We start from the raw sequence: 23,017 nt of genomic DNA on the forward strand, positions 1-23,017 counted from the left end.
CCGCATGGTGGCTGGCAAGTTGCGGCGCATGCCTACCCGACTGAGTGACGCAGCTTTCGACGAGCAGACGTGGTCCTCGGGGCCGGTGCGCCGGGCCCTGTGGAACGTGACCTCGTCGGACATCGCGACGATCGTGTGCCCGACCTGCGGGGCTTCGCAGTACGCCCCCTGCCGGACCTTGCGGAACCGTCCGACCACGGCGCTGCACCATGGCCGCACCCTCCGCTATCTCAACGTCCGCTTCGCCCTCGACCTGCGCGAACCCCATCACCGCAGCGTGCAGCGACGCAGCGGCCTCGGCCTTGATGCGGCGGGCCTGCGCACCGTGCGGATGCCGCACCCGCAGCCCTGGCGACTGCCCCTGCCGGAACTGTCGGACTTGATCAACGTCAGCTTCCTCGACCTGGCCAAAGTGGTGACCGCGCAGGCGTGCGGGGTACGCCGCACGGGTCTCGACGAGCTGCTGTACGGCCCGGACCGTATCGAGCAGTGCATCGACGCCCTCACCTACGCGCTGTACGACCGGCAGATCAGACGCGAGATCCGGATCCTGTCCGGACAGTGTGATGAGACGGCCCGGAATCTCAAGGTTCAGCAGCAGGCGGTGTGGCAGCAGTTGCGGGAAGCGGAGCGCCGCTTGAAGGCCCAGCGCGTCGAGGAGCTCACCACCGCCGGAGTGCTCCCGTTCCCGCCCGCCACCGATGACTCCCGGCGTGTGGCACGCGCCTGGCTGGGCCGCTACCTCAGCGCCGAGAAGGACGCCCTGGTCCTCGAGTTCGCGACCGTGGCAGGGGTGCCCGCCGCGGCAACCGCGCCGATCCGCTGCATTCAGGAGAAGATCACCCGCTGCATCGACAACGGGTGGCTCATCGCACCGCTCAACGACGCCGTCCGCTGCGTCCTCGCACTCGACGAGTCGGCGTTTCGAAAGCGGCTGCTCACCGACGCCGGCCGCCAGGACGAACGCGATGACGTGCTGTGTCATCCCCTGGTACTCAACCGCTGGCGCGATCAGCTCAACGAGAGCCTGCGTGCCGTCGCCCCGGGCGCGGACAACCCACACACCAAGCACCTGACCGATCTGACCCGCACGCCGACTCCCCGCACCACCGTGCAGCTAAAGCAACTCCAAGCCCGGCGGCGACTGTTCGCGGCTCTGCTGCAGCGCCGCGCCGAGGCCGTACGCCTGATCACCGCGGTCAACGATGGGCTGTCCATCGCCGAGCGCGGCGATCCCAGCCATGCACTGCTGAAGCAAGCCGGCGACCAGGCCTACAACGAGCTCGTACGTCGCCACCCGGATCTCTACCAGCGCATCCGTGCGCACCTGGCAGGGTTCGAGACGCGCTATGGGCGCCTGCAGACCCCCGGCTCGCGCACCCGGCTGCGCGAGCAGATCTTCGAGGAACTCGACCGCGCGGCAGTGCGGACGCCGGCCAGTGTGACCGTGCGGCGGTGAGCTGACGCGATGCCGCGCGGGTAGCCGCATCGCGACCCGGTCCCCGCTCCTGTGGCCCGCCGCGGCCGACGGAGCGCGGACTGGGCGGGATTCGGGGCCGTGGCGGTATCGCGTCGTTGGTGGGCGGTATTCGGCTGGCGGCGCACTTCCGCAGCACCTTCTGCGGGGGCACACTGGCTGAACGGAACCCGGCAGGCGGTCAGCGTCTGCGCAGCTCAGCCCGGCGCAGACACCGCTGCCTACGAGCGGGCGGCCGACTTGGTGCAGCGGGCCGAGGACTGCGTGGCCGCCGGGACCAGCCTCACCACCCTCCTCGACCACACGGGCACCGGGGAAGGCGAGCCGTCGGGCGGCGGCTGGTCACCTGCCAGCGGGGCACCCGCAGGGCGCCGCGACTACGTCCTGGTCAAGCCGGTCGTGAAGTGGCACGTCCGGCTGCTGCTCACCAAGGTCAGCATGGTCTACCTGCTGGCCATCACCGCCTCCACAGTCGGCGTCGCCTACTCCAACGGGCTGGGAGAAGGGTGGGCTGGCTGGCTCTACATCCGGGCACACGTCGGCTTCAGCATGATCTTTGCCGCGTACTGGGGCAGCGGCCGGCTGGACTGAACGGCCGGGGCGACCTGGATCGGTCCGCCACTCGTCGTGCTCATGGACGTGTGCATGGGCGCGCTGTTCCATGACGCCTGGCCGCTGCTGGCCTACTTCCCTCCAGCGTGGCTGGTGTGGCTCCTGTTCTGCGTCCCGGGTCTGGCGTGCCTCCCCTTCACCTGGCGCATCTGGTTCGGCCGGCCCCAGCCCCGGACGCCCGCGCAAGGCGAAACTCCCTCGCTCCGCAATGTGCCCTGGTAGTGGCCTCCCGGCGTATCCGGCTGCGGTGACACATGCCGCACTGCCAGGCGGTCGGGTGGGAGCCGCCTGACGGCACGCCATGCCGGGCGCGCACACGTGCCCACCGACGGGCTGCGCCATCTTGCCTCTGCGCAGCGGCAGGAAAGGATCAGATACTCGAATCTGGCACGGGCGCCCGAACGCTGCGTCCCCTTCGGGTGGGCCTTGCCTCCCTCAGGTCAGCGCTCGGATCCCGGAGGCTCGTGCCCCGTACACAGGGGATCCAGGAGTTCGCCCAGCGAAATGCCGAAGGCGTGGGCGAGGGCGTGCCAGGTACCGAGTGATCCGATGGTGCGACCCTGTTCGACCTCGGTGAGGGTGCGGCGCGACAGGCCGCTGCGGGCGGCGAGCTCGTCATAGCTCCAGCCCCGCTCGGAACGGTGCCGGGCGAGTGCCTGCCGGAGCGCCGTCGGGTCGGGGTCCGGCGGCGGAAAGATCGTCACCCAACCATCGGACGGTGCAGACCCCTGCCCTGACAGTGCAGACCCCTGCCCTATTTGTGGCGGTACGAAGACGCCCCGCGAGGGCAGAGGTCTGCACTACTCTCTCCGCGCGTCGCCCGGGTCGAAGGCCGGCGACGATCTGATGACGGCTTGGAGGGATCCGATGACCACCGCCCCACCCTCGCGCGCCTGGACGGTCACCATCAGCAGTCCGGCCGGGCGGCCCCTGCTGATGTGCAGCGCCTGCCCCGGACCGGACCCTGCGGCGAGTGTCCCGCGAGGGGAGGAGATGCGGCGGCATCTGGCGCGCCACGTACCGGAATCCGGCCTGGAGCCGCATCTACGTACGTGTCAGTGCCGCGAGCGGTTCTGCGTCTGGCACCGGCGCCAGGGCCCGTGCAACGGCGCCCTGCGGCTGGTGCTGATCCGGGCGGACCAGGGCCGGACCTGGCACCTCGCCGATGCTTGCGCCGCCTGCGCTGTCGCGATTCCGCAGGCGGCGACCGTCCCGGAGCCCCCTGCGCCGCACGGCCGGACAGCGCGCGACTCGCCGGCGACCGACGCCTCGTATGTGCTCGAAGAGCCCGGCGAGTGGACCGAATCGCTGTGAACACCGCCGCATCGCGGCCGTGACAGGGATCTGCATGGGCGGGTTCCAGAGCGGCCGGCCCGCTCACGCTGCCGCCAGCAGGGGTCAAGAGGCATCATCGGGATGCCGGACCCTGTGTCGGCTGGCCCCGTTGTGCGCGCCCGCGACGACAGAGGCGATTGTCAGACGCAGTCGCTAACCTTCTTTGATCTGAGTGGCGTTGGACGAACTGGGGATTCGATGGTGCGGATGGACGGCGGTCGGTTAGCAGCCCGAGGGTTTCAGTACCAGTACCTGCGCACACTCGAAGCGATGTTGACCGCATCGGATCAGGAACGGATCCACGGCTGCCGGATCGAGGGGCCTACGGACACGACTTCGACCGCGGCGGTCGACGTGGTCGACTTCGACCTTGTCGACAGGGAAGGCGACTGTCTGCTCGCCGCGCAGGTCAAGAGCGCTTCGCCGGGACGCCAGGTCAGCGCCCCGGATGCCTTCACGATTCTGGCCGAGCTGGTCTGCAAGGTCGAGGCCGAGCGGTACGAGCTGATCACGGCTGCGGTGCCCGACCGTAACTGCCGGACCCTGGCCAAGATCCTCGATGCGCCGCCCGCTGACACCGATCAGCTCAAGTCGCAGCTGGCGCAGATGTTGCAGCGGGCTCCCTCAGCAGCGACCCGCCTCGAGGCATTGACCGGGCCGGACCTGGAGCGTCTTGCCCGCGCGCGGGTGGTGTGCGACGCCCGGGACGTGGAGGGCATCCGCCAAGACCTGCACGAGCGGCTGCGCAAGCGGCGGGCCCGCCATCGCGTCGGCCTCGGCAGCCGCTCCGCGGGCCTGATCACAGGGCATCTTCTCGCCGAGATCATGCGCCGCGCGGCCGACCCCCACCAGGCGTACTGGAGCATCGCCGACTTCACCGACGCCGCGCTCGTCGAGGACGACGTGCTGGTGCGCGCGCTGGGGCGCCAGGACTGGGGCTGCGTGTTCGGCCCGCTCGCGCCCGTACCCGACGTACCCCGTCCTGACCTTCTCGCCGACATCACCGAAGCCCTGGCCCCGTCTGATCCGCGCGACCGTTCCGTCAACTCCTGTGTCCTGTCCGGCCTGTCGGGTATCGGGAAATCGAGCACGGCCGCCGCGTATGTAGCCGCACACGCCGACGCCTACGACCTCGTCCTGTGGGCCGAGGCCGCCACGGAAGAGTCCCTGGCCGGCTCCTTTCGGCGCATCTGGGGGCATCTGAACGGGCAGGCGCACGATACCCCCGCCGGCGCGAGCACCCCGTACCTGCGGGAACAGGTCCACGAGCTGCTCGCGGCGCTGCCCGGACGCTGGCTGCTCGTCTTCGACGACGCCACCCCCGACGGGGTCGATGCGTGGATCCCGCGGCTGGGGCGTGGCGATGTGCTATTCACATCCATCGACAGCGCCAACTGGCACGGCCTGCCCCGCGTCGGCCTGTCACCGATGGACCATGCCCAGGCAGTCGACCTCCTCACCCGTCGCCTCCGGTTGAACGCCGACACCGCGGCCGTTCACCGGGAAGACCTGGACGCTCTGGCCGAGACGCTGGAGGGGTGGCCTCTGGCCATCGAGCTGGCCTGCGGATACATGCGCACCTGCCAGATCCCCGTCGAACGACTGGGCACCTTCCGTACCCTCCTGCTCGATCGGGCCCTGGCCGACAAGAGATCCAAGCCATCGGGCTATCCGCGGACCCTGGCAGCCACCGTCGAGCTGAGCCTGGAGCGACTGGCCCGCAACACGGCCGACGACAGCCACTTCTCCCTCCCGGTACGGGAACTTCTCGGGTTCCTGTGCAACTTCGCCGCCCAGCGCATTCCGGTGCACCTGGCGATGGCCTGCGCGTTCATCCCGCCCGACCTCGTCCCCGCAGGCAAGGAAGCCGTCGTGGTGGACGAGGCCACTGTCCCGGTCAGGGAGATGATCCGGTCGCTGATCCAGGTGTCCTTCGTCCGCTACGACGAGCCGCTCGCCTCCCGCCATTCCGAGATCGCCGGCAGCGACGACACCGTGTCGATGAACACTGTCCTGCAGCATCTGCTGCGCCAACACCGCGCCCACGGCGCCCAGGTGGAGACGGCACTCTCCCGCAGCGCCTTCCACACCGCGCGCTGGCTCGGCGCGGCCCTCGACTTCGACGACGCCGACCGGGCCTGGGAGATCGCCCCGCACGCGGCGGCCCTGGCCGGCCACATCCAGGACATGCAGGTCAAGGACAACGACACCGCGCTCCTGATCGGCAACCTCGCCGGATTCGAGTACATCCAGGGGCAGATGGACCAGGCAACGCGGCTGCTGCACCTGGAACTGGACTGGCTTCAGGAACTGGCCGACCCCAACAAGCTCCTGATCGCGCAGACCCGCATCTCGCTGGCCCAGATGTACGCGCACCACAGCATCTCCGATCCGGTGGAGCAGGTGGTGAACCTGCTGTCGCCGCTCGTGGAGTACGTCGAGCACCTGCCCAAGGAGCAGGACGGCGAGAACGCGGCCGCGCTGTTGGCAACGCAGGCCCGCATCCTCCTGCACAACCTTGCCGACTCCCGCCCCGACAACCCTCACCTACAGCCCGTGCTGGACGCCTTCACCCGACTGTCCGATCAGCTGCCCCAGACCTCGGCGGTCAGCGAGCGGCTCGGAGCCGAGCGGATCGCCCGCCTGTTCGGCGACGGAGATCTGCAGGGTGTCGAACACGCCGCCCGCGACCAGCTCCCCCCTCCCCACCACACCCACGCCCGTTCCTTCTACGCCGCCGAGATCCAGCGCCACCTCATCGAAGCGCTCGTCTACCAGCGCCGCTGGGCAGAGGCCGAAGCGGAGTTCGAGGCCTTCCTCCCCTACACCGGACCCCGGTCGCTGTACCGCTCCTCCGTCCAGGACTTCGTCCACAACATTGGGCTCGCCTGCGCCCTGGCATGGATCGAATCCGCCGACGACCACGCCGCGGCGCTGCTGCGCCGCGTGCTGACCGAGTGCGGCATCGAGCATCTCGATGCCGCACTGCGCGAGCATGAGCGAGCCCGGTTCACCCTCCTCAAGGCGGTCGACGCCGCCGCCCACCACGACGCCGACGCCTTCATCGCCCTGACCGTCGAGCTGCGCGACAAGTCCTTCGACATCGACGGCATCAATCCGACCGCGCCCTGGGAACGCCTCATGATGGCGCTGCTGGAACGGGTCACGGCTATGACCAGCAAGCAGATCCACGACCATGCCCACGCAGCCGGCGAGGCACTCTTCGACGAAGAGCGCATTCTCCCCGAACAGCGCGCGTATCTCCGCCAGATCGTCGAAGCGGCGGTGGCCGATGTGCACTGCGCCCTTAGCGGGCGGCCACCCCTCCAGGCGATCGGCGTCATCCGCGATCCGCGCACTGTCGCCGACGGGGCGCGCCCTCCGAGGACCCCCATCGTGCTGATGGAGCCGCGTCACATGCTCACCGCCACGGCCGCGGTCGGGGTGCCCGCCATGGAGTACCAAGTCCACCGGATCAGCAGCGCAGGCTTTCGTCGGATGATCCCCGAGGCCCCGTCCGTCCCCTTCCTGCCCGGATGGCGGTTGCGCCAGCGCGGCAACCACATGGAACTGCGTGACCCAGAGGGCACCGTCTGGGCCCGCGCCCTGACCAGCCTGCCGCCCCGGTGGAACGATGCGGCCGCCGCCAGCAAACGGGTCCTGGTGGTTTACGGATTCGGATTCACTCTGGAGGAGCCACCCGAGCGGCGCCCGGCGTTCGCTTCCCCGCAGGCCTTCGCGGAGCACTTCCACACGGCGGCCACTTCCGGGATGCTGACGGCCGCGTTCGTCGAGTGGGACGCTGTGCGGCCCCGCAAGCAGACCTCCCGCCAGCAGGGCCGCAAGCGGCGCAAACGCTGACACGCGGCCCGTTCACCGAACTCGACCACACCAGACCGGGCGCGGTCTCATTGACCGTCGTGGCGACGGTGCGCGCTGCCCCCGCGCACGGCGCCCTCGCCGTCGTTCACCTCTCGACGCGAGGCGGTCACAACGGGCCGAGGACCTGCGCCATCTGTTGGCCCAGGTCGGCGATCACCTCGAAGGTGGCCTTCTCCGGGGCCTGTACGACGTAGTAGGCGAAGACGGCGACGCCGAGGGGCAGGTACCACCAGGAGTAGACGTCCGTCCGGTGAGGCAGCACCATGCGAAGGATCCTGAACACCAACGCTGCCAGAGCCATGGTCCCGAGCGTGTAGAGGGTGGACCACCACAGGGACGGGCCGGGGTCGGCGGTCCAGGTGGCCCGCACACTGGCCCCGGAGATCGCGAGCGGGATGATCGGGGCCAAGGGCAGTAAGGCGAGGGCGAAGAGATCGCCAAGCCCATTGAGGAAGTAGACGTCCGCTGGCTCGTAGTACCAGCCCCCTTCGTCGTCATCCTCGTCTTCGTCGTCAACCTCGTCGTCGGCCAGTACGAACTCTGCGCCGTGATAGTGGTACTCGGTGATGTGCTGGTCGCCGCCCGCCTGGTAGACGCGGCCTTCATCCTCGGCGCTCGCGTTCATCTGCCAGGACGCATCGTTGTCATATGGGTCGGTCATTGTTCGTGGATGAACTGATTGCCGCCTGCCTGGTAGACGCGCCCGTTGTCGTGGACTTCGGCACGGAAGCTGATGGGTGGACGGGACGTATCGGCCGGCGCCAGCCGTGCCAGCAGTTCCTCGAACTCGGCGGCTGCGGTGCGGTCATCCAGGAAGAGCGTCAGCATCCGCCCCTACCACACCGACTGCAGGGCATCGCGGACCTGCTGCCTCTCGCCTTCCGGGACGGCGAGCAGCGTCTGGCGGGTCGCGTCGGGATCCCGCTCGACAGCATCCGTGGTCTCCGGTTGGAAGCGACGCCACAGGGCGACAACGCCCGTACGGAACGCGCTCCATCCATCGGCCGCCATGGCCGAGACCAGAGCCGCACCACCGGCACTGGCCAAGGTGATGAGTGTTGGATCCACGGTGCCCTCCTTCCCGCTGATGTCCAAGCGTTCAGCTGCCAGTGAAGCATCACCTCCGTGCAGCAGCTCGGAACTTCATTGAGGCGATGGATAGGTGGCCGGTTCACACCTGTCCACGTGAGGCGATTTGTCCGCCCGCGCTATTCGATACGCGACTGCCGTCCCCTCTCGCCGCATCGCAGGCCGAGTACGCCGCGCAGCGGCCATGGGTCGCGCTTCGTGCTCGCCGCCGGTACCGGTGTCTCACACGAGCGCGATGGGCGGGACGTGCTGGGCGCGGAATTCGGCGAGGGTCTGCTCCACGCCGCCGATGGTCAGATGCCAGAAGTCCCAGCCGTTGATCTTGTTGCTTCCGGTGGCGACTCGGGCAGCGGTGGTCGGGGTGCGCCAGAGGCGGCCCGAGACGTCGATGTGGCCCTCGTGGTTCAAGACTGCCTGATGGACCTTCTTCTCGTGCCGGCCGGTGAGGGTGATGCCGGCCTTGAGGTCGTCCGGGTCCAGATGTTGCAGCAGGTCGTGCAGGTCGACTCGGGAGCGTGCCGGGTCGGTGGTGGGTGCGGCGGCGGGCGTCGTTGCGGCCGTGGCGGGCGCGGCGGCCGGCTGGGCGACGGCACGGTGCAGGGCCAGAGCCATGGCGGCTGCCGCACTGTAGGGCGCCTCGGGTCCCACCTTGTCGTCGACCAGCTGCTGGATGTCGGTCAGGTCCCCGTGGCGGGCGAGTACGGTGACCTCCCGTATGAGGCGGGCGCGGAGCGGGACGAGGTGGGAGTCGTTGAGCGCCAGGATCCGTATGGTTTCGTCGGCGCGGCACAGGCCACGGTTGGTTTCGGCCGGCGAGTAGGGAGTGTTGCTGCGCCGGGCGTAGCCGCCGGAGTCGAAGCCGAGCAGGTCGGGGTCGCTGCGGTGGGCCGGGTCCAGGAGCAGCGGCTGTTCGCGGTTCAGGTCGTCGACTGACGTGCGGGCGCGGGTTCCGCCTATGAGCGGGAACTGGCTGCCCTTGGCTCGGCCTTCCCGGACACCGTTGTAGCGGGCTCCGCCGCTGTTACAGTGCTTGCAGGCGATGCGGTAGTTCGACACGTCGTAGGCCAGCCACCAGTATCCCGGGTGGCCGGGCACCTCGAGTACTTCGGATTTCGGCCGGAAGTGGTCGACGGTGATGTCCGCGCGCACGATGAGGGTCTCGCAGTACCAGCACTTGACGCCGACGAGACCGAGGAGCAGGTCGCGTACGGCGTCCTCGGCCCAGTGCGAATTGAATTCACGCTCGGTGCCAGCAGCGACGGCGGCCCTGACCGCGTCGAGGGTGCGTTTGGCCTTGGCTGCCCAGGCCGGCGGGGCGGTGAGCCCTTGCATGTTGACGTGTCTCATCGGCGTCAGATCACCGACGAGAAGCGCTCGTGGAACAGCTCGGCGACCAGGGCCTGCAGTCGTTCGGGCGAGGGCGGGTTGGGGCCGTGGGCGGCCTCGAGGAGCGCGAGGCGTCTGCGGTGGAGCTCGGCGAGGAAAGCCGCCACGAGCGGATCACGGTCGGAGTTGGGAAAGTCCATGGTCTCCAGCTGGGCGGTGACGTCGCGCAGTGCAGCCTGTTTGACCGGGTCGCCGGTCGCCTCGGGGAGCAGCGCGTACTGGCGGTCGATCAGTTCCTGGGTGTGCTCGTCAAGCTGGGTGGGCAGGTCGAACAAGTCGGTGGTCAGCAGGCCGCCGGCACCTTGTCCGCGCGGGTTGGCCCGCGGTATCACCGCGGTGGCCTGGCCCTCCACGTCGGTGGTGACGACGCGGATCTGCGCGCGGGTCATGTTGGATACCAGGAGCGGTTCGTGGGTGGCGGTGAGGAACTGCGAGTGCTGATGCGGTCCCAACACGTTGCGTACGGAGGAGTACCAGCGCCGACTCCACTCGGGGTGGAAGTGGGAGTCGGGCTCGTCCAGCAGGAACAGCGACTCATGTGCCCGCTGGAGCCTCAGCAGGCCCAAGGTGGTGAGGAGTTGCTGCTCCCCCGAGCTCAGGTCGTTCAAGCCAACGGTGAGCGCGCCGGGTTTGTCCAGGCGGACGTCGACGGTGAGGTAGCCGGCATCCAGCAAGGTGGCGAGCAGGCCGAACATCGACAGGTCGCTGTCGAAGAGGTTACGGAAGGCGCGAACATCTTCTGCAGTGCCCAGGACGATCTGGAACCCGTCGGCGGGGCTGCCGGCTCCGTCCACCGGGTCGGCATCGGGAATGAGACCGAACCGCCCCGATTCGGCGGCGGCCGCGAACAGGGTGCGGGCGGGCCCGCCCAGGCCCCAGTACGGGAGGGCGGACAGGTGCGGGGCGCGTGCGGCGCGTGGCGCGCGGATCCGCAGGACCGCAGAGGCCACACGCTGGAGGTAGGAGTGGCGGCGCAGATAGGTGCCGAACGAGTCGGACCAGTGGGTGGTCTGCGCGAGGAGCAGCAGCGACAGGTGCGCGGGCGTACACAGGAACACCGGCGTGTACAGAGGGCAGTTGATGGGCAGGGTCAGCTGCTCGGTCCACAGCTCGCCTTCGTTCGGGGCGTGATGTGCGCGCCACTGGTCGAAGTCCGTCATCCACTGCCGGCGCCATTGGCCGATGCGGCGGGCGGCGAAGCGGCGGTGCTGGTCGAACTCGCTGGTCCAGGGAGCCTGGGCGTGCGCCTGGTAGCCGAAGACGTGATCGGGCAGATGCTGCGCCCACACTGCGCGGGCCACGCGTATCGGCCGACCCACGGAGGTGTCCACGGATAGCTCGGGTGAGGTATCGGGGGAGGTCTGAACGACCCGGACCGTCCTGTCGTGGACCTCGTAGTCAAGTTCGAAGGCGAAGGCCGCACGGCGGCCCGGCCGGTGCAGGGCGCCGAAGATCTCGGCGAGCGCGTGCAGGGCTCGGGACTTGCCGCCGCCGTTGGGGCCGATCAGGGTGGCAATGGCATGGCCGCCATCGAGGGCGTCAGTGAGGTCCAGCTCGAAGTGACGCAGGCCCCGGTAGGAGGGAAGTCTCAGTCGCAGCAGCCGCACGGCATCCCCCCGGTCAAGGTGCTCCTGGTCGCCGTCACCGCTCCGCCTCACGATCCGGGCCGTCCGCGTGCACACCGTAGGGGCGCAGTGTTTCAGCCAAGGAGGCGAATTCGGTGAGGGCGGCGCCCAGTTCAGCGGTAATCTCCTGGGCCATGCGGTGCAGGTCGGCCTCGGGCTCTTGCAGTGCGAAGGGCCCGGGCGGGGGTTCGGCGACCTGAAGGTCCAGGTTGGCGCCGGGCCGGGCGAGCAGGTCCTGGACGGCGAAGGATCGGAAGAGGGGGGTCTCGACTCGTTCACTGCGGGGTCGGCCGGGCCGGTAGGCGGACACGAAGTCGCTGTAGTCGGGACCGGCTGGTGTCGTGGGCTTGGCCGTCGACGTGTGCAGGGAGCGCAGGTCGTACACCCACAACCGTGTCGTGGACGGGCTGCCGTCGGGGCGCGGTTCGGGCTTGTCGAAGAACAGGACGCTGGCCTTGAGACCGCCGGCGTAGAAGATGCCCATGGGAAGCCGCAGCAGGGTGTGGACGTCGCACGCGGACAGCAGGCGCTGCCGGATCAGCTCACCCGGCCCGCCTTCGAACAGCACACTGTCGGGTACCACGACAGCGGCGCGGCCGTCGGTCTCCAGCAGGCTGTGGATGTGCTGGAGGAAGTTGAGCTGCCGGCTGGTGGTGAGGGTCCAGAAGTCCTCCCGGTAGGGCTCCTCGCTGGTGGAGCGGCGCCCGAACGGAGGGTTGGTGAGCACCAGCGTCGCCCGCCGCACCGGTGGGCGGGCCAGCGCGTCCCCGACGGTGATGCACGGGTGGGTCTCGTCGGCCCGGGTGACGCCGTGCAGGACGAGGTTCGTCGTGGCCAGCCGCGCGGTGGCGTCGACGAGTTCGGTGCCGAAGAAGGTGCCCTGGTCGAGCCGCTTACGCTGAGCCGCGGTGACACCTGAAGGAAAGTGGTCGACCAGGTAGTCGAAGGCTTTGATCAGGAAACCACCGGTGCCGCAGGCCGGGTCGGAGACCGTGTCATCGATGCCGGGCTGCATGCACTGCACGATCGCCTCGATCAGCGGCCGGGGCGTGAAGTACTGGCCGGCGCCGGTCTTCGTGTCCGTGCTCATGCGGGCCAGCAGCGCCTCGAAGACAGCGCCGATGTCGGCTGAGGACCACTGGTAGCGGTCCACCACGTCGACGATCAAGCGGTGTAGGAGGGCAGGGTCCGGGATGCGGTTTTGTGCCCGCCGGAAGAGCAGCCCGAGCGTTCCGGGCCGGGCGGCGAGCTGGTCCAGGATCTGCTCGTACGCCGGGATGAGGGAGTCGCGCTCGGTCGAGGTGAGCTGCTCCCATGCGTCGAAGCCGAGGGTGTCGCGCCCGTTGAGGGGGCGTTGGCGTTGTTCATAGGCGCGTTTGAGGACGATCAGGCTGGAGAGCTGCTCGATGAGCTCCAGGCCCGAGGTGCCGTTGTCGCGCAGCACGTTGGCGTAGTTCCACAGCCGGTCCACCAGGGCCTGGTCGTGTTCGGGGCGGGAGGAGACGGTGGGGTTCACAGCACAGACTCCTGTTGCCCGGACGGGGAGAGCGGAGGGGACATATGACCAGTGAAAGCGCGTTCCAGGAGGTTACGCCGTAGCCGTCCGGCCACCTCGAGAGCGCGTTCGGCTGCAGCGCAGGCCGCGTTCAGGGCCGCGGTGTGTGACTGGACCACCGCAACCAGATGGTGCTGCTCGTCTACGGGAGCAACCGGCACTGGCATGAGCCGGATCCTGGCCAGGCTGATGGATGCCGGCCCCGCGCTCTGGGTGGCGTTGCGGTGGCACCACTGGCGGCCGAGGCCGTTGGCGTGCCAGGCCAGCAGGACGGGGTGGAGCTGATGGGTGGTGATCCGGGCACGGAAGACGTGGCTGTGGGGGACGCAGTGGGGCAGCTGGTCCTCCCAGATCCAGCCGCGGCCCAGGCTGTCGATCGATCCGCCGCCGGTCAGCAGCACATCACCCGCCCGCAGTCGGGCTGCCTCGGCCCGTGATGGGGGCAGCCGGATCGTGCGAACGTCGTCCAGGTCGAGGCGGCCGCGCTGCACGTTGGCGACCCGAAGGCAGGAGACGTCCGTATCGGCGGGATTCCACTCCTGCGTGCCGGATGGGGTGATACCGCGGGTGACCTCGGCGACATCGTGCAGGCGGGTCCACCGCCAGCGTTCGGGCAGGTCGGGCAGTGTCCCGTCCCCTGCGCCGGCAACCCGGGGCAGGTCCGCGGGAACCCGAGCGGTATCGGTGAGAGCGCCGCGCCCTGCCCGCGCGGTCAGGGCGCGGCTAAGGACGTCGGCCTGGTCGAGGGCGCTGTGGGTGCGGATCGTGGTGGCGTCGATGCGGGTGAGGTGGTCCCCCAACAGGCCGACGATCCGGCGCTGTTCCCCCACAGGGGGCAGCGGCAGCAGGACGTCGGCCAGATCACGCTGGTTGATCCGCCAGATCGCTGCGCCGCCCTGGCGGGCGCGTGCCTCGATCTGGCGCCGCATGACGGGCGACTTCCACAGGTGTGCGAGGTAGCGCGGATCGAGGACATCGGGGCGTACGCGTACTCGGATCATGGTGTCAGGGATGGCCGTCGGGGCCGGGGGGCCGTCGACCAGCGCGCCCTCGCCGACCAGGGAGTGTGAGCCGTTGACCCGGCCGACCAGCACATCCCCGTGTTCGGCCAGCAGTATCGCGTGGCCGTTGTCACTGCGGTCGCTGCTCTTGGACTGGGTGAAGTCCACGGTGACTGCCCGCAGCGCCGGCATGCGCAGTACGGGCAATCCGCCCTCGCCGGGGCGCGGGGACCGGCCGTTGACCAGCGGTTCACTCAGCACATCGGCCAGCCGGACGATCCTCCAGCCGACAGGCACCTCATTCATCACGCCAGGGCCCTGCGCAGTTCGTCCAGAAGGTCGATAGCGGCGTCGGGCCCGAAGGCGTCAAGGAAGCCGTCCGTGCCGCCGCGCGCCGAGAAGGGGATGCTGTCGAGATACGCCGGATCGAAGCGCGTCTCGGTGGCCACCACATCCGCGATCTTCTCGATCCACCACAGCTGGGCGGAGTTAAAGGGGCCGGACCGCTCGACGAACTCGGCCAGACGCCGGCCCACCGTCTTGTCTTGGCGGTGCCCCCGGCTACCGGATGTCGTTCCCCGAGCAGGGGCCGGCCGGTCGTACAGGTCGAGCAGCACCTCTTGGAGTTGGAGGTCCTCGGTGAGCGGGTAGAGGGCCTCGCGCCGCTCGTCCTCGACGGCTCTCTTGCCTCCCGCCCGGCGCAGCGATGCCAGGTGGTCCGAGTCGACCGAGTCGAGGAGACGGGTCACCAGCTCCTGCAGAGACCGGCCCGCCAGCTTGCGGATCTCGGCGCCGTCGGCGTCACTGAGCGTGGGGATGAGCCGGGCGAGCCGGACGGCGAGTTCGGCTGTCTCCTGCGGCGTCGCCCGGCCGTCAGTGGCTCGGTGCAGCAGGCGCTCCAAGGCGGCCCGTCCCCTCTGCCCGGATGCATCCGTCACGTTCACCAGGGGCTGGAGGTGACGCGAAGCGCCCGCCGCATCGACGACCACGAGCTGCGCCTTGGCATCCGCTCCCGGGGTGACGGCGCGCAGCTCCGCGGACGAGATGGTCTGCGTTCCCATGGCCAGCAGCTGCTCGTAGTAGGCGGCGGAGCGCACCTCGCGCAGGATCAGCAGGCACTCCATCACCCGCATGTCACTGTTCCCAGAGATCAGATCCGTCACGACCGCGATCCGGAACTCCGGCGTCGTGCGGAACTCCCGCAGCAGGTCCGCCACATACGCGTCACGCGGCGCGATCCGTCGGCAGAAGACGTCCCCGGCGCCGAACACGTCGCGGACGCGCTCCACGACCTCGTCCGCATGCAGTCCGTCCTGCGCCAGCACCACTGTCTTGGGGACCCCGAGGAGCCCGCCGCCGTGCTGCATCCGATCGGGGAACAGGGTCGGCAGCGCGTTACGGAAAGCCGTCACCACGGTGGCCAGGCGCTCAGACGGGACAGCCCTTGCCGGGCCCTGCCCTACGGTGAAGGCCAGCTCCTCGTCCAAATCCTCGTAGCGGGCGCGGCGCGAGCTGCGGGATTGCACACCGACCGCGTCGACAGGGGTGGCAAACGCCGACTGCCGGTCGCCGTCGACCTGGATCTGGTAAACGGAGTAGTCCACGGCGACGCCGTCGGCGACGGCCTGTTCATAGCTGTAGGAGTTGACCAGGTTGCCCTTGAAGAATCCCAGCACGGTAGCGGTCGGCGTCGCGCTGAATCCGACGACGGGAGCATCGAAGTATTCGAGAAGGGCACGCCGCTGTCCGTACAGCGCGCGGTGGCAGTCGTCGACGATGACGAGATCGAATGAGTCGGGCGGCAGCGTCTCGCAGTAGGTCACTTCCAGGGGTGTGGCATCGGGATGCGCCTGCCGTTCGGCGGTCTCGTACGCCGACACGCTCTCGGATCCGTCCTCGGCTGCTGGGGTGCCGGCGAGCATGGCGGACAGACGCTGCACCGTGGCCACGGCCACGGAAGCCGACGGGGCCAGGCCGTGCGCGGTCAGTTCCTGGACGTGGTACACGTCATCGAGAGGGCGCCCTCCGTCCGGCATGCTGAACTGGCGCAGCTGTGCGATCAGTTGGTGCACGGCGAGCTTGCGGTCGGTCACGAACAGGATCCGGCCCGCACGCGCGTGGTGGAGCTGCCGGTAGGCGGTGAAAACCCCGGTGAAGCTCGCCCCGGAGCCAGTGGCCATCTGCACCAGGGCGCGCCGCTGACCGGCCGCGAGGGCCTGCTCGATGGCCATCACCGCCCCGCGCTGGGCAATGCGCAGCTGGTCGAACCCCTCGTCCTGCCGCTGCAGGTAGGCGGCCTGGCGGGCCCGGTAGGTCGGTGCCGCGCCGTCCGCCTCCGCTTCGCGCTGCCAGCGGGCCAGCGTGCGGGGCTGATGGATGCCGCTGACCAAGCGCGCGTGGGATTCGGCGTCATTGGCGTCGCGGAACAGCAGACGCCGACCATCGCTCACATACCGGTACGGCAGCGGCGAGCGCCACACGGGCCACGGCAGGGAGCCCGCCGGGGCCTTCGCCAGTGCGCCCGCCTGCTCCATAGCCTCGTCGAGATCGATGCCGTCCCGCTTACACTCGACGATCCCGACCACCTGTCCGCCGACCGTCAGCAGCATGTCCGCGCGGAGACCTGCGGCCAGGCGGGGCTGCACCAGGACGCAGCCCAGGGAACGGTTGAGCTGAGACTCCTCGCCAGCGGCCAGGACGTCCCATCCCGCCTTAGCGAGCCTGCGCTGCACTTCCGCGGAAATGTCGGCTTCGCGCAGCGGTTCATAGGCGGCAGCGCGTGCGCTGGCGATCAGTTGTTCACGTTCGGCGACCGCCAGGGGCGTGGGAGTGACGCGCTGTTCGAATTCGCGGCGCAGGCGGGGCAGGTCCTCCTCCAGCGCAGCAACCCGCTGCGCCAAAGCCCGCAGATCGGATGCTGAGGCGTGGACGAAGGTCATCGGCTCCGGGTCGCCGGTCAGGGCGCGGAAGAGCCAGACGGCCAGTGCGAAGCAGCGCCCGACCAGATGCGCCGCCACGTCCCGCTCATCATGCGCGCCGCCGTCGAGGCGGTGAAGGTCGTTGAACGCGTCCCGAACCGGCCCGGGAAGCATCCCGGCTCGAGACAGGAGGTCCAGACGGGCCTGCTGATCGCCCGTAGGCAGGCGCACCCCGGCCTGGCGCCCGAGCTCAGCGGCAAGAACCTCACCGAACTGGCATGCCGCCACCACTGCTTCAGCGGGAGCAGTAGCCGCGCGGGCCTCACAGGATGCGCCGTGAAGAACAAGAAGCGGTTCGTGGGGGAGCAGGAATCCGAAATTGGCTGACGCCAGAGCCAGGTCCGTGAACCGGCTTTCGAGCACGCTCGGCTCCAGAGCCACGCCGACCCTCCCTACCTGCACTGCGGCGCCGCGGAATCCGCTACAGAACGCCTCTCACCCTACCGTCCGGCCCCTACCCACAACACAAACTCTGCGCCCCGATTCAGGCTGGTTGCCCTTTCTCATGCCGACGGGCAGAAGGGGCCTGAGGTGCGAAGCCGAAGCTCCCAGTCGATCCGAGCGGCCTGGTCGTGCTGTCGGCCAGCCTCGGTGAGGGGGCTCCGCTGTCACGGTGCGCCGCCGAGGTGTGGTGGTGCTTCAGGTGGTGACGCCGAGTTCTTGGCGTGTGCGGTGGATGAAGTCGCGGACAGTCGACTCGCGCTGCCAGGGGGCCAGGGCCATGTTGAAGTCGGCCACGTAGTCCGTGGCTCGGCTGGACTGGACGCGGGCGAGGATGTCGACGGCTTACTGCGGCGACTGGCACCTGTCCAGTCGTCCTCGACGGCAGACCGCAACTGCTTCGAGATCCAGCCTGGGCGCCGCAAATAGGTACTGAGTGCCCGGTCGGCGTCACGCAGGCGCAACACCAACGGGGCCAGGCGCTCTCGTGCTTCGTGCCGGTCCGGGGTTCCAAGGAGTTGCGCCGCGATGTCCAGGACTGCGCCCGTGACCAGGGGGGCGGGCTTCCGGCCAAGACCGAAAGATCATGGCAACGATAGCTCTCAGGTCGGCGAAGTAGTGGGCAACGGGGACCGGCGCCCCAGCGCTCATGGTGGTCGCTGGCCCTCCTGCCGCGAGTAGGTGCCCCAGTTCGCGCTGGACGTGGAACAGCACGTTCATGGTGACGGGATCAGGTTCCCCGGGCGGGGTGTCTGGCCGGGCAAGGTCGGCTCCGCAGGCCCCCTTGGGCTGCCGGTGCGAGGCCGATCGTGCGGTGAAGCGGCACTGTGTTGGGTGGAGCGAGTCGTCGGACAGGCGCGCAATGCCGTTTGCCGTGTGGACGAATTGCGCGAGTGTTCCGCAACTGGTGCATCGGTGCGACAGGAGTCGTCGGTGCTGGAGACAGAGGAAGATCACGGGGAGACGCCACAGCCGCTACCATGCGCCTCCGTGGCGGTCCTGAATTGCATCGCCGTGCCCGGTGAGGCAGAAGGGGCAGTAGCGCGAGGAGCGGGTCAGCACCCACGGGTTGTCGTAGATCATCCGCGTTGGGGTGGTGCGTGGCGTGAAGGCGGGGTTCAGTGGCCCGTATCGCTCTCCGAGCGGGGCGAGGAGCATGCCACTGACCTCGCCGGGCGCCAGGCGGGTGGCTCGGGCGAAGCCTGCTATGTGTTCGTCGTCCAGGTGGTACAGGAGCCCCAGGGGCAGCCGGGTGGGCAGGCCCGGGCGGGTGCGGGGTACCAGGCCAGTGCGGACAGAGACCTCTGCGGGTGTCGTGCCGAGCCTGTGGGCAAGGCGCAGCACGAATCCGGTAAGGGCCTCGTCGGGTAGCGGATCAAGGCTGCGGGGCAGGGGACGCACGTCGCACGTCATTCTCACCCCGCTTCCGCTGCCGGCGTCTGCGAAGCGCCGCGGGTAGCGGCCCTGCGCGGCCGCGGAGCGAGGCTGAGAATACGGCTCAGGGGTGGGGATACCCCGAGATCTTTCACGTGCCTGGAGCCGAGCGCGTGGCATTCCTCCACTTCACGCCGGTAGAGGGCAACGAGCTCGGTTCGTTCCTCAGAGCGGTCCGTCGCTCTGAGGAGTCGGTCCGCGATCCCCAGAATGGCACCGGTCGTGAGTGCCGTGGCGGGAGGCGCGAGGAAGTAGTCGCGGGACGGAGCCCCCATGACCCGGCTGCGAAGGTCCCGGGAACTTCGGTGGCGACCTGCAGCCTCGCGCTCAATGGCCCTGGCCAGCACCTCCGTTGCCGCCAGAGGGCGCGCCTGAGGCCAGGACGCGTAGATCAACGCGGTGACGGCCCGCAGGTCCATGAAGTACTGCGCCACAGAGACAGGTTCCCCACAGCTCTGGGTCTCGGCCGGACCGTCGGGAGAAAGCAGTGCATCAATGCGCCTCTGGACATCGATGATCTACTCTCGTGTCGCACGGTCCTTCGCCACGATCCGGCCGCGCGACCTGTCAGTCATGTAAGCGCCGCACACAGCCCTTTCCCTGAAGTCGGGCTGGAAGATGGACGGTGCGCGACACTGGATGGGGTGCAATCCTTCATAGGTGGCATGAGCGATGAGTCCTTGCCGGGTGGCGTGGGCGGGACGCCCACAGGAGGGGCAGCAGCGTCGGAGCGTGCGGCGGTGCTCGACGCAGACGAAGACCACCGGCAGGTGCCAGTGCCTCTTCCACGAGCCACCGAGTTCGGCACCCAGAGGGTTGTCCCTTCCGGCCAAGCAGCGCTCGCAGAACTGCGTGCTACGCAGGTTGACCCATCGCCGGGGATTAGTGAGGAGTTGAGGCCCGTACCACGGAGCGTGCGCTTGGCTCAGTGGTCCATAGCGCTCGCCGAGGGGAGCCAGCAAGAGGTTCTCCATCTCGGAGAGCGACAGGCCCGCCACATGCGCAGCTTCGGCGAGCCTTTGCGGAGGGAGGGAAAGAAGTGATCCCGCCGGCACATGGATTCCCACTCGGTCCGTGAGGCCCATGCGCGTGGCGATGACCGCGGGTGAACTCCCGTGTGCTGGGCCAGGCGCAGGATCAGTCCCACGAGCGATTCGTCCTCGAGGGGCGCGAGAGTACGGGGCAGTGGGCGTGGGGTCATGCCTCGGCCGCCGGAGGAGTGCCGCGGTCGTCCAAGACCGTGTTCCGCCTCTTCCGGGGCTTCACGCTCTTCGTCTCCACCTTCCGCTCCGGCCCTTGCTCCGGTTCCGGGGAGGTGTCGACGTCGGGGATCTCACCGGATTCGGCGTCCCGCACGCCGTACCGGCCGGGATGTTGCCCAGGTTGATGGTGATCTCGTCAAGGAGGCCGATGATGCCGTGGGTCCGGCGGCGGAGGTACTCGGGCATCGCTCCTGCGGACAGCGTGCCCGGTCCGGCGTTGAAGAGCCGGATCTGGTTCTCCGTGGATTCGAGGTGATCGACGAACGCTGCGGTCCCGGCGTCCGTGGTGAAGTCGAACGGGTCGAGGTTGACCAGGTCGAAGCGGCGTTCGGTCTGGGTGGAAGCATCAGGGTTGTAGCTCTTGCCCTTCTTCAGCGGCTCGTAGACCCACTGCTTGGTGCGCGGGTCGTGCCAGCCTTCCCTGAGCAGCCCGGAGCGGGGGATGTTGACGCCGATGAGGACGAGCGTGACATCCAGGTCCATCAGGCCCCGGATGAGGTCGAGAGTGTCCTGGTCGTCCTCCCGGTGCATTTTCAGACGAGTGATGTCGTCAATGATCAGGACGGTGGTGGCGTGCGCCTTGAACGATGCCCGGACGTTGCGGATCACGCCGCGCAGGTTCTTGCCATAGGGGGCGCCGTAGTAGTCGAGGATCGCCTCGCACAGGCCGATCGGGGTGGCCTTGACCGGGGTCTGGCAGTAGGCGACCGGCGCGATGATGTCCCGGGTGCCGGGCATCGGGTCGAAGTAATAGGCGCGGTTCTTCTCGAACAAGTCGCGCCAGGTGTCATCGAATTCGGCGGCGGTCCGGCAGGCGGTCTCGGTCTTGCCCTGGTAGCCGCCGCCGTTGATCATCAGTCCGTCGAGGGTGCTCGGACCGATGCGCATTGCGTTGTTCTGGATCCGAGAGCGCATGAGCGTGGTGACCACCGCGCTCATCGGAGTCTCCTCCATCCGCATGTTGACGTGCGTGGCAGCGCGATGCAGGTCGTACAGCGACTTCTTGCGCGGACTCATCAGCCCGTACTCGGCCACGGAAATCTTCTTGACCGGCACGAACAGCTCGCGCGTCCTTCGGAACTCCTGCCAGCCCTCATGAGTCGTTCGGTCCGGCCGGGGGCCGAGGCGCAGGAACGGTACGGGCCTCTCCGTCTCCTCCGGGGCCTGGTCACTCATTTCGCTCCTCGTCCGTCGCTTGCGCATCACGGCTTTGCTGGTCTGTGGCTGGTGCGTCGGGTGGGGCGTCGTCGTCCGCGATGACGAAGAGGTTGCGGCCACGGCGGCTGGAGCCGAGCGGAGCCGACTCCGGCGGCTTCCGTGGCCCGGCCGCCTCGCGACGTCTGCGCCGGTGGGCGTCCAGGCTCTCGGTAGCCTCCCGGGCCCTCTCCCGCCACGGCGGTTCCGTTTCACGCACACCGACAGCGGCCAGTCGCGACGGTGCGTCCGTTGCCTGCGACGACTTTGACGGCTTCGGCCGGTCCACGGCCGCCGCCCGAGCTTGGGTGATCTCCCGTGCGTGCTGGGTGCGCTGGGACTTGGTCAGCTGGGACGACCAGTTCGCGACCGGGTCGACCGCGCCCAGCATCTCCAAGAGGACCGGGACGAGGTCACTGTCGGAGCGCGGCTTCAGCCCCGCTTCCCGTACGCGCATGAGGAGTTCCTCGACCCGTGCGTCCCCGAAGGCCGGCATCTCGCCCTCCGGAGGCAGGCCCGTCCAGCGCAGCTCATGCCACTCGTGTGTATCGGGGTCATGGAAGAACACCATCCGTCGGTCCCGCGGTTCGCGGTGGATGACCCACTGCTTCTTGTACCGGCCGCCCCGGGCGGATTGCAGGTCGGGCTGGTGCAGCAACTCGGCGTCGTACCAGAGCCCTTTGACCTTCACACCCCGCCGGTAGATCCGCTTCACGTGGTGCTCGGGCAGGAAGCGGTAGTACGTCTCCGGTGACGGGATGTCCAGGTCGAAGCCTTCCTGCGCGAAGGAGGCGGCGACGGGGTGTTGGGGCTGTGGTCGCCACCCGGATCCCAACAGGGGGCGAACTCGCCGAGCCTGCGGTTCTGCCAGATACCCACCACCCAGGTGGCGATGAAATGTTCCATCTGGCTGAGGGTCAGCACGGCGTCGCCCTCCGGATCGGCACCGCGGTCGGCGACGTCGACTCCCGTGTAGCCGGGCAACTTCTCGAACACCAGCGAGCGGATACCGCCGAAAGTGCGCTCCACCGCGGCCTTGTCCTGGGGGCGCAGAACGCGAGCCGGCAGGATCCGGCAGCCCATCGCCTCCTGGACGTCCACAAGATGGTGGTTGCGGTAGACGGAGCCGTGGTCGGAGGTGATGGTCTCGGGGTTGAAGAACGGCAGGGCGGCCACCTTGTGACCGGCGAACTCGGCGACCACGGCGGCCGGCAGCCCTGGGTAAGGCCACTCCATGTCCTCGCCCCACTCCTCGCGCATAGGCAGCGGCAGCATGACGTCGCGCAGCATCATCGCGACGTCCACCGAGGAGTCCGACACCAGCGTGAGCCGGAAGGCGCAGATGGAGTGGGTGTAGACGTCCAGCGCCAGGGTGAAGTGGACGGTGACCGGATCTCCGAAGACGTTCTCGCGGACCATCACCGGCAGGATCGTCGTGTCCAGCGCGACGACCTGCCCGGGGCGGGTCACGAGCACGTGCCCGTTCTTGGTGGGGAGTTCGGCCGAGCGCTCGTACTTCGGTCGGGCCCTGCCCGGTCCGAACCATTCCTTCCACACCCGCAGCAGCGTGTGATAGCTCGGGACCTTGATCTCCCGCCCCTTGCTGCCCTTCTCGTGTTCCTCCTGGCCCTCAGCCTCATTCGCGACCTCGAAGCTCTCCCGCACATAGCGCCGGATCGTGATCTCGCGGGTCCGTGCGCTCACACGGGACCGGTGCTGCTGCGTCTCTTGCCGTACCGCGAAGAT

At 68.9% G+C, this 23,017-nt stretch carries 19 protein-coding genes; 5 read left to right on the forward strand and 14 right to left on the reverse strand.

Going from position 1 to position 23,017, the window contains the following annotated elements; genetic code table 11:
• Positions 1-28: 28 nt before the first annotated feature.
• From JNW98_RS07095 to JNW98_RS07105, 3 genes are all read left to right on the forward strand, one after another.
• The gene (locus JNW98_RS07095) at positions 29-1,459 is read left to right on the forward strand and encodes a zinc finger domain-containing protein (RefSeq protein WP_223767221.1); all 1,431 of its coding nucleotides are present in this window, start codon (positions 29-31) and stop codon (positions 1,457-1,459) included.
• A gap of 282 nt (positions 1,460-1,741) precedes the next feature.
• Positions 1,742-2,068, forward strand: coding sequence for a hypothetical protein (locus JNW98_RS07100; protein WP_223767222.1), 327 nt, complete (start codon positions 1,742-1,744; stop codon positions 2,066-2,068).
• A gap of 36 nt (positions 2,069-2,104) precedes the next feature.
• Complete coding sequence (locus tag JNW98_RS07105) at positions 2,105-2,311, forward strand: hypothetical protein (RefSeq protein WP_223767223.1); 207 nt, start codon at positions 2,105-2,107, stop codon at positions 2,309-2,311.
• A 218-nt stretch (positions 2,312-2,529) separates the two neighbouring features.
• Here the strand turns inward: JNW98_RS07105 and JNW98_RS07110 are convergent, their stop codons facing one another.
• Positions 2,530-2,793: a helix-turn-helix transcriptional regulator gene (locus JNW98_RS07110; protein ID WP_223767224.1), complete on the reverse strand. Its 264-nt coding sequence runs from the start codon at positions 2,791-2,793 to the stop codon at positions 2,530-2,532.
• Between the two features lie 163 nt (positions 2,794-2,956).
• On the opposite strand from JNW98_RS07110, the gene JNW98_RS07115 reads away from it, so the two are divergent.
• Positions 2,957-3,403, forward strand: coding sequence for a hypothetical protein (locus JNW98_RS07115; protein ID WP_223767225.1), 447 nt, complete (start codon positions 2,957-2,959; stop codon positions 3,401-3,403).
• Positions 3,404-3,694: 291 nt separating this feature from the next.
• Entirely contained in the window at positions 3,695-7,285 is a 3,591-nt protein-coding gene (locus JNW98_RS07120; protein ID WP_223767226.1) for a tetratricopeptide repeat protein, read from the forward strand.
• 127 nt (positions 7,286-7,412) lie between these two features.
• On the opposite strand, the gene JNW98_RS07125 is transcribed toward JNW98_RS07120, so the two are convergent.
• From JNW98_RS07125 to JNW98_RS07185, 13 genes are all read right to left on the reverse strand, one after another.
• On the reverse strand, positions 7,413-7,967 hold the full coding sequence (locus tag JNW98_RS07125; protein ID WP_223767227.1) for a hypothetical protein: 555 nt from the start codon (positions 7,965-7,967) through the stop codon (positions 7,413-7,415).
• Entirely contained in the window at positions 7,964-8,134 is a 171-nt protein-coding gene (locus tag JNW98_RS07130; protein WP_223767228.1) for a hypothetical protein, read from the reverse strand. Before JNW98_RS07130 ends, JNW98_RS07125 begins: the two co-directional genes overlap by 4 nt.
• A 6-nt stretch (positions 8,135-8,140) precedes the next feature.
• On the reverse strand, positions 8,141-8,374 hold the full coding sequence (locus JNW98_RS07135; RefSeq protein WP_223767229.1) for a hypothetical protein: 234 nt from the start codon (positions 8,372-8,374) through the stop codon (positions 8,141-8,143).
• 243 nt (positions 8,375-8,617) lie between these two features.
• Complete coding sequence (locus JNW98_RS07140) at positions 8,618-9,742, reverse strand: restriction system modified-DNA reader domain-containing protein (protein ID WP_223767230.1); 1,125 nt, start codon at positions 9,740-9,742, stop codon at positions 8,618-8,620.
• A gap of 5 nt (positions 9,743-9,747) precedes the next feature.
• Positions 9,748-11,439, reverse strand: coding sequence for an AAA family ATPase (locus tag JNW98_RS36530; RefSeq protein WP_223767231.1), 1,692 nt, complete (start codon positions 11,437-11,439; stop codon positions 9,748-9,750).
• Positions 11,423-12,922 (reverse strand): class I SAM-dependent DNA methyltransferase, encoded by a 1,500-nt coding sequence (locus tag JNW98_RS07150; RefSeq protein ID WP_223767232.1) that lies wholly within the window; start codon positions 12,920-12,922, stop codon positions 11,423-11,425. The genes JNW98_RS36530 and JNW98_RS07150 overlap by 17 nt, the downstream gene beginning before the upstream one ends.
• Positions 12,919-14,268 carry a restriction endonuclease subunit S gene (locus tag JNW98_RS07155; protein ID WP_223767233.1) on the reverse strand — a complete coding sequence of 450 codons (1,350 nt, stop codon included), beginning with the start codon at positions 14,266-14,268 and terminating at the stop codon, positions 12,919-12,921. The genes JNW98_RS07150 and JNW98_RS07155 overlap by 4 nt, the downstream gene beginning before the upstream one ends.
• Entirely contained in the window at positions 14,268-17,321 is a 3,054-nt protein-coding gene (locus JNW98_RS07160) for a DEAD/DEAH box helicase family protein (RefSeq protein ID WP_223767234.1), read from the reverse strand. Before JNW98_RS07160 ends, JNW98_RS07155 begins: the two co-directional genes overlap by 1 nt.
• A 1,035-nt stretch (positions 17,322-18,356) precedes the next feature.
• Positions 18,357-18,935, reverse strand: a complete 579-nt coding sequence (locus JNW98_RS36830; protein ID WP_372459183.1) for a TniQ family protein — start codon at positions 18,933-18,935, stop codon at positions 18,357-18,359.
• A 398-nt stretch (positions 18,936-19,333) separates the two neighbouring features.
• On the reverse strand, positions 19,334-19,900 hold the full coding sequence (locus tag JNW98_RS36835; protein ID WP_223767236.1) for a TniQ family protein: 567 nt from the start codon (positions 19,898-19,900) through the stop codon (positions 19,334-19,336).
• Between the two features lie 177 nt (positions 19,901-20,077).
• Complete coding sequence (locus JNW98_RS07175) at positions 20,078-21,253, reverse strand: TniB family NTP-binding protein (protein ID WP_223767237.1); 1,176 nt, start codon at positions 21,251-21,253, stop codon at positions 20,078-20,080.
• Positions 21,246-21,986, reverse strand: coding sequence for a hypothetical protein (locus JNW98_RS07180; RefSeq protein WP_223767238.1), 741 nt, complete (start codon positions 21,984-21,986; stop codon positions 21,246-21,248). The genes JNW98_RS07175 and JNW98_RS07180 overlap by 8 nt, the downstream gene beginning before the upstream one ends.
• A complete protein-coding gene (locus JNW98_RS07185; RefSeq protein WP_223767239.1) occupies positions 21,983-22,975 on the reverse strand; it encodes a hypothetical protein in 993 nt (330 codons plus the stop codon). Before JNW98_RS07185 ends, JNW98_RS07180 begins: the two co-directional genes overlap by 4 nt.
• Positions 22,976-23,017 lie beyond the last annotated feature (42 nt).

Origin of the sequence: Streptomyces huiliensis (assembly GCF_020037025.1) — a bacterium.
In the GTDB taxonomy this organism is placed as follows: Bacteria; Actinomycetota; Actinomycetes; order Streptomycetales; family Streptomycetaceae; genus Streptomyces; species Streptomyces huiliensis.

Excerpts from the sequence above, each read along its gene's own strand:
- JNW98_RS07095 (WP_223767221.1), top strand. The coding sequence starts at position 29 with ATGCCTACCCGACTGAGTGACGCAGCTTTCGACGAGCAGACGTGGTCC.
- JNW98_RS07115 (WP_223767225.1), top strand. The coding sequence starts at position 2,957 with ATGACCACCGCCCCACCCTCGCGCGCCTGGACGGTCACCATCAGCAGT.
- JNW98_RS07120 (WP_223767226.1), top strand. The coding sequence starts at position 3,695 with ATGTTGACCGCATCGGATCAGGAACGGATCCACGGCTGCCGGATCGAG.
- JNW98_RS07125 (WP_223767227.1), bottom strand. The coding sequence starts at position 7,967 with ATGACCGACCCATATGACAACGATGCGTCCTGGCAGATGAACGCGAGC.
- JNW98_RS07130 (WP_223767228.1), bottom strand. The coding sequence starts at position 8,134 with ATGCTGACGCTCTTCCTGGATGACCGCACCGCAGCCGCCGAGTTCGAG.
- JNW98_RS07140 (WP_223767230.1), bottom strand. The coding sequence starts at position 9,742 with ATGAGACACGTCAACATGCAAGGGCTCACCGCCCCGCCGGCCTGGGCA.
- JNW98_RS07155 (WP_223767233.1), bottom strand. The coding sequence starts at position 14,268 with ATGAATGAGGTGCCTGTCGGCTGGAGGATCGTCCGGCTGGCCGATGTG.
- JNW98_RS36830 (WP_372459183.1), bottom strand. The coding sequence starts at position 18,935 with ATGCCACGCGCTCGGCTCCAGGCACGTGAAAGATCTCGGGGTATCCCC.
- JNW98_RS36835 (WP_223767236.1), bottom strand. The coding sequence starts at position 19,900 with ATGGGCCTCACGGACCGAGTGGGAATCCATGTGCCGGCGGGATCACTT.
- JNW98_RS07175 (WP_223767237.1), bottom strand. The coding sequence starts at position 21,253 with ATGAGTGACCAGGCCCCGGAGGAGACGGAGAGGCCCGTACCGTTCCTG.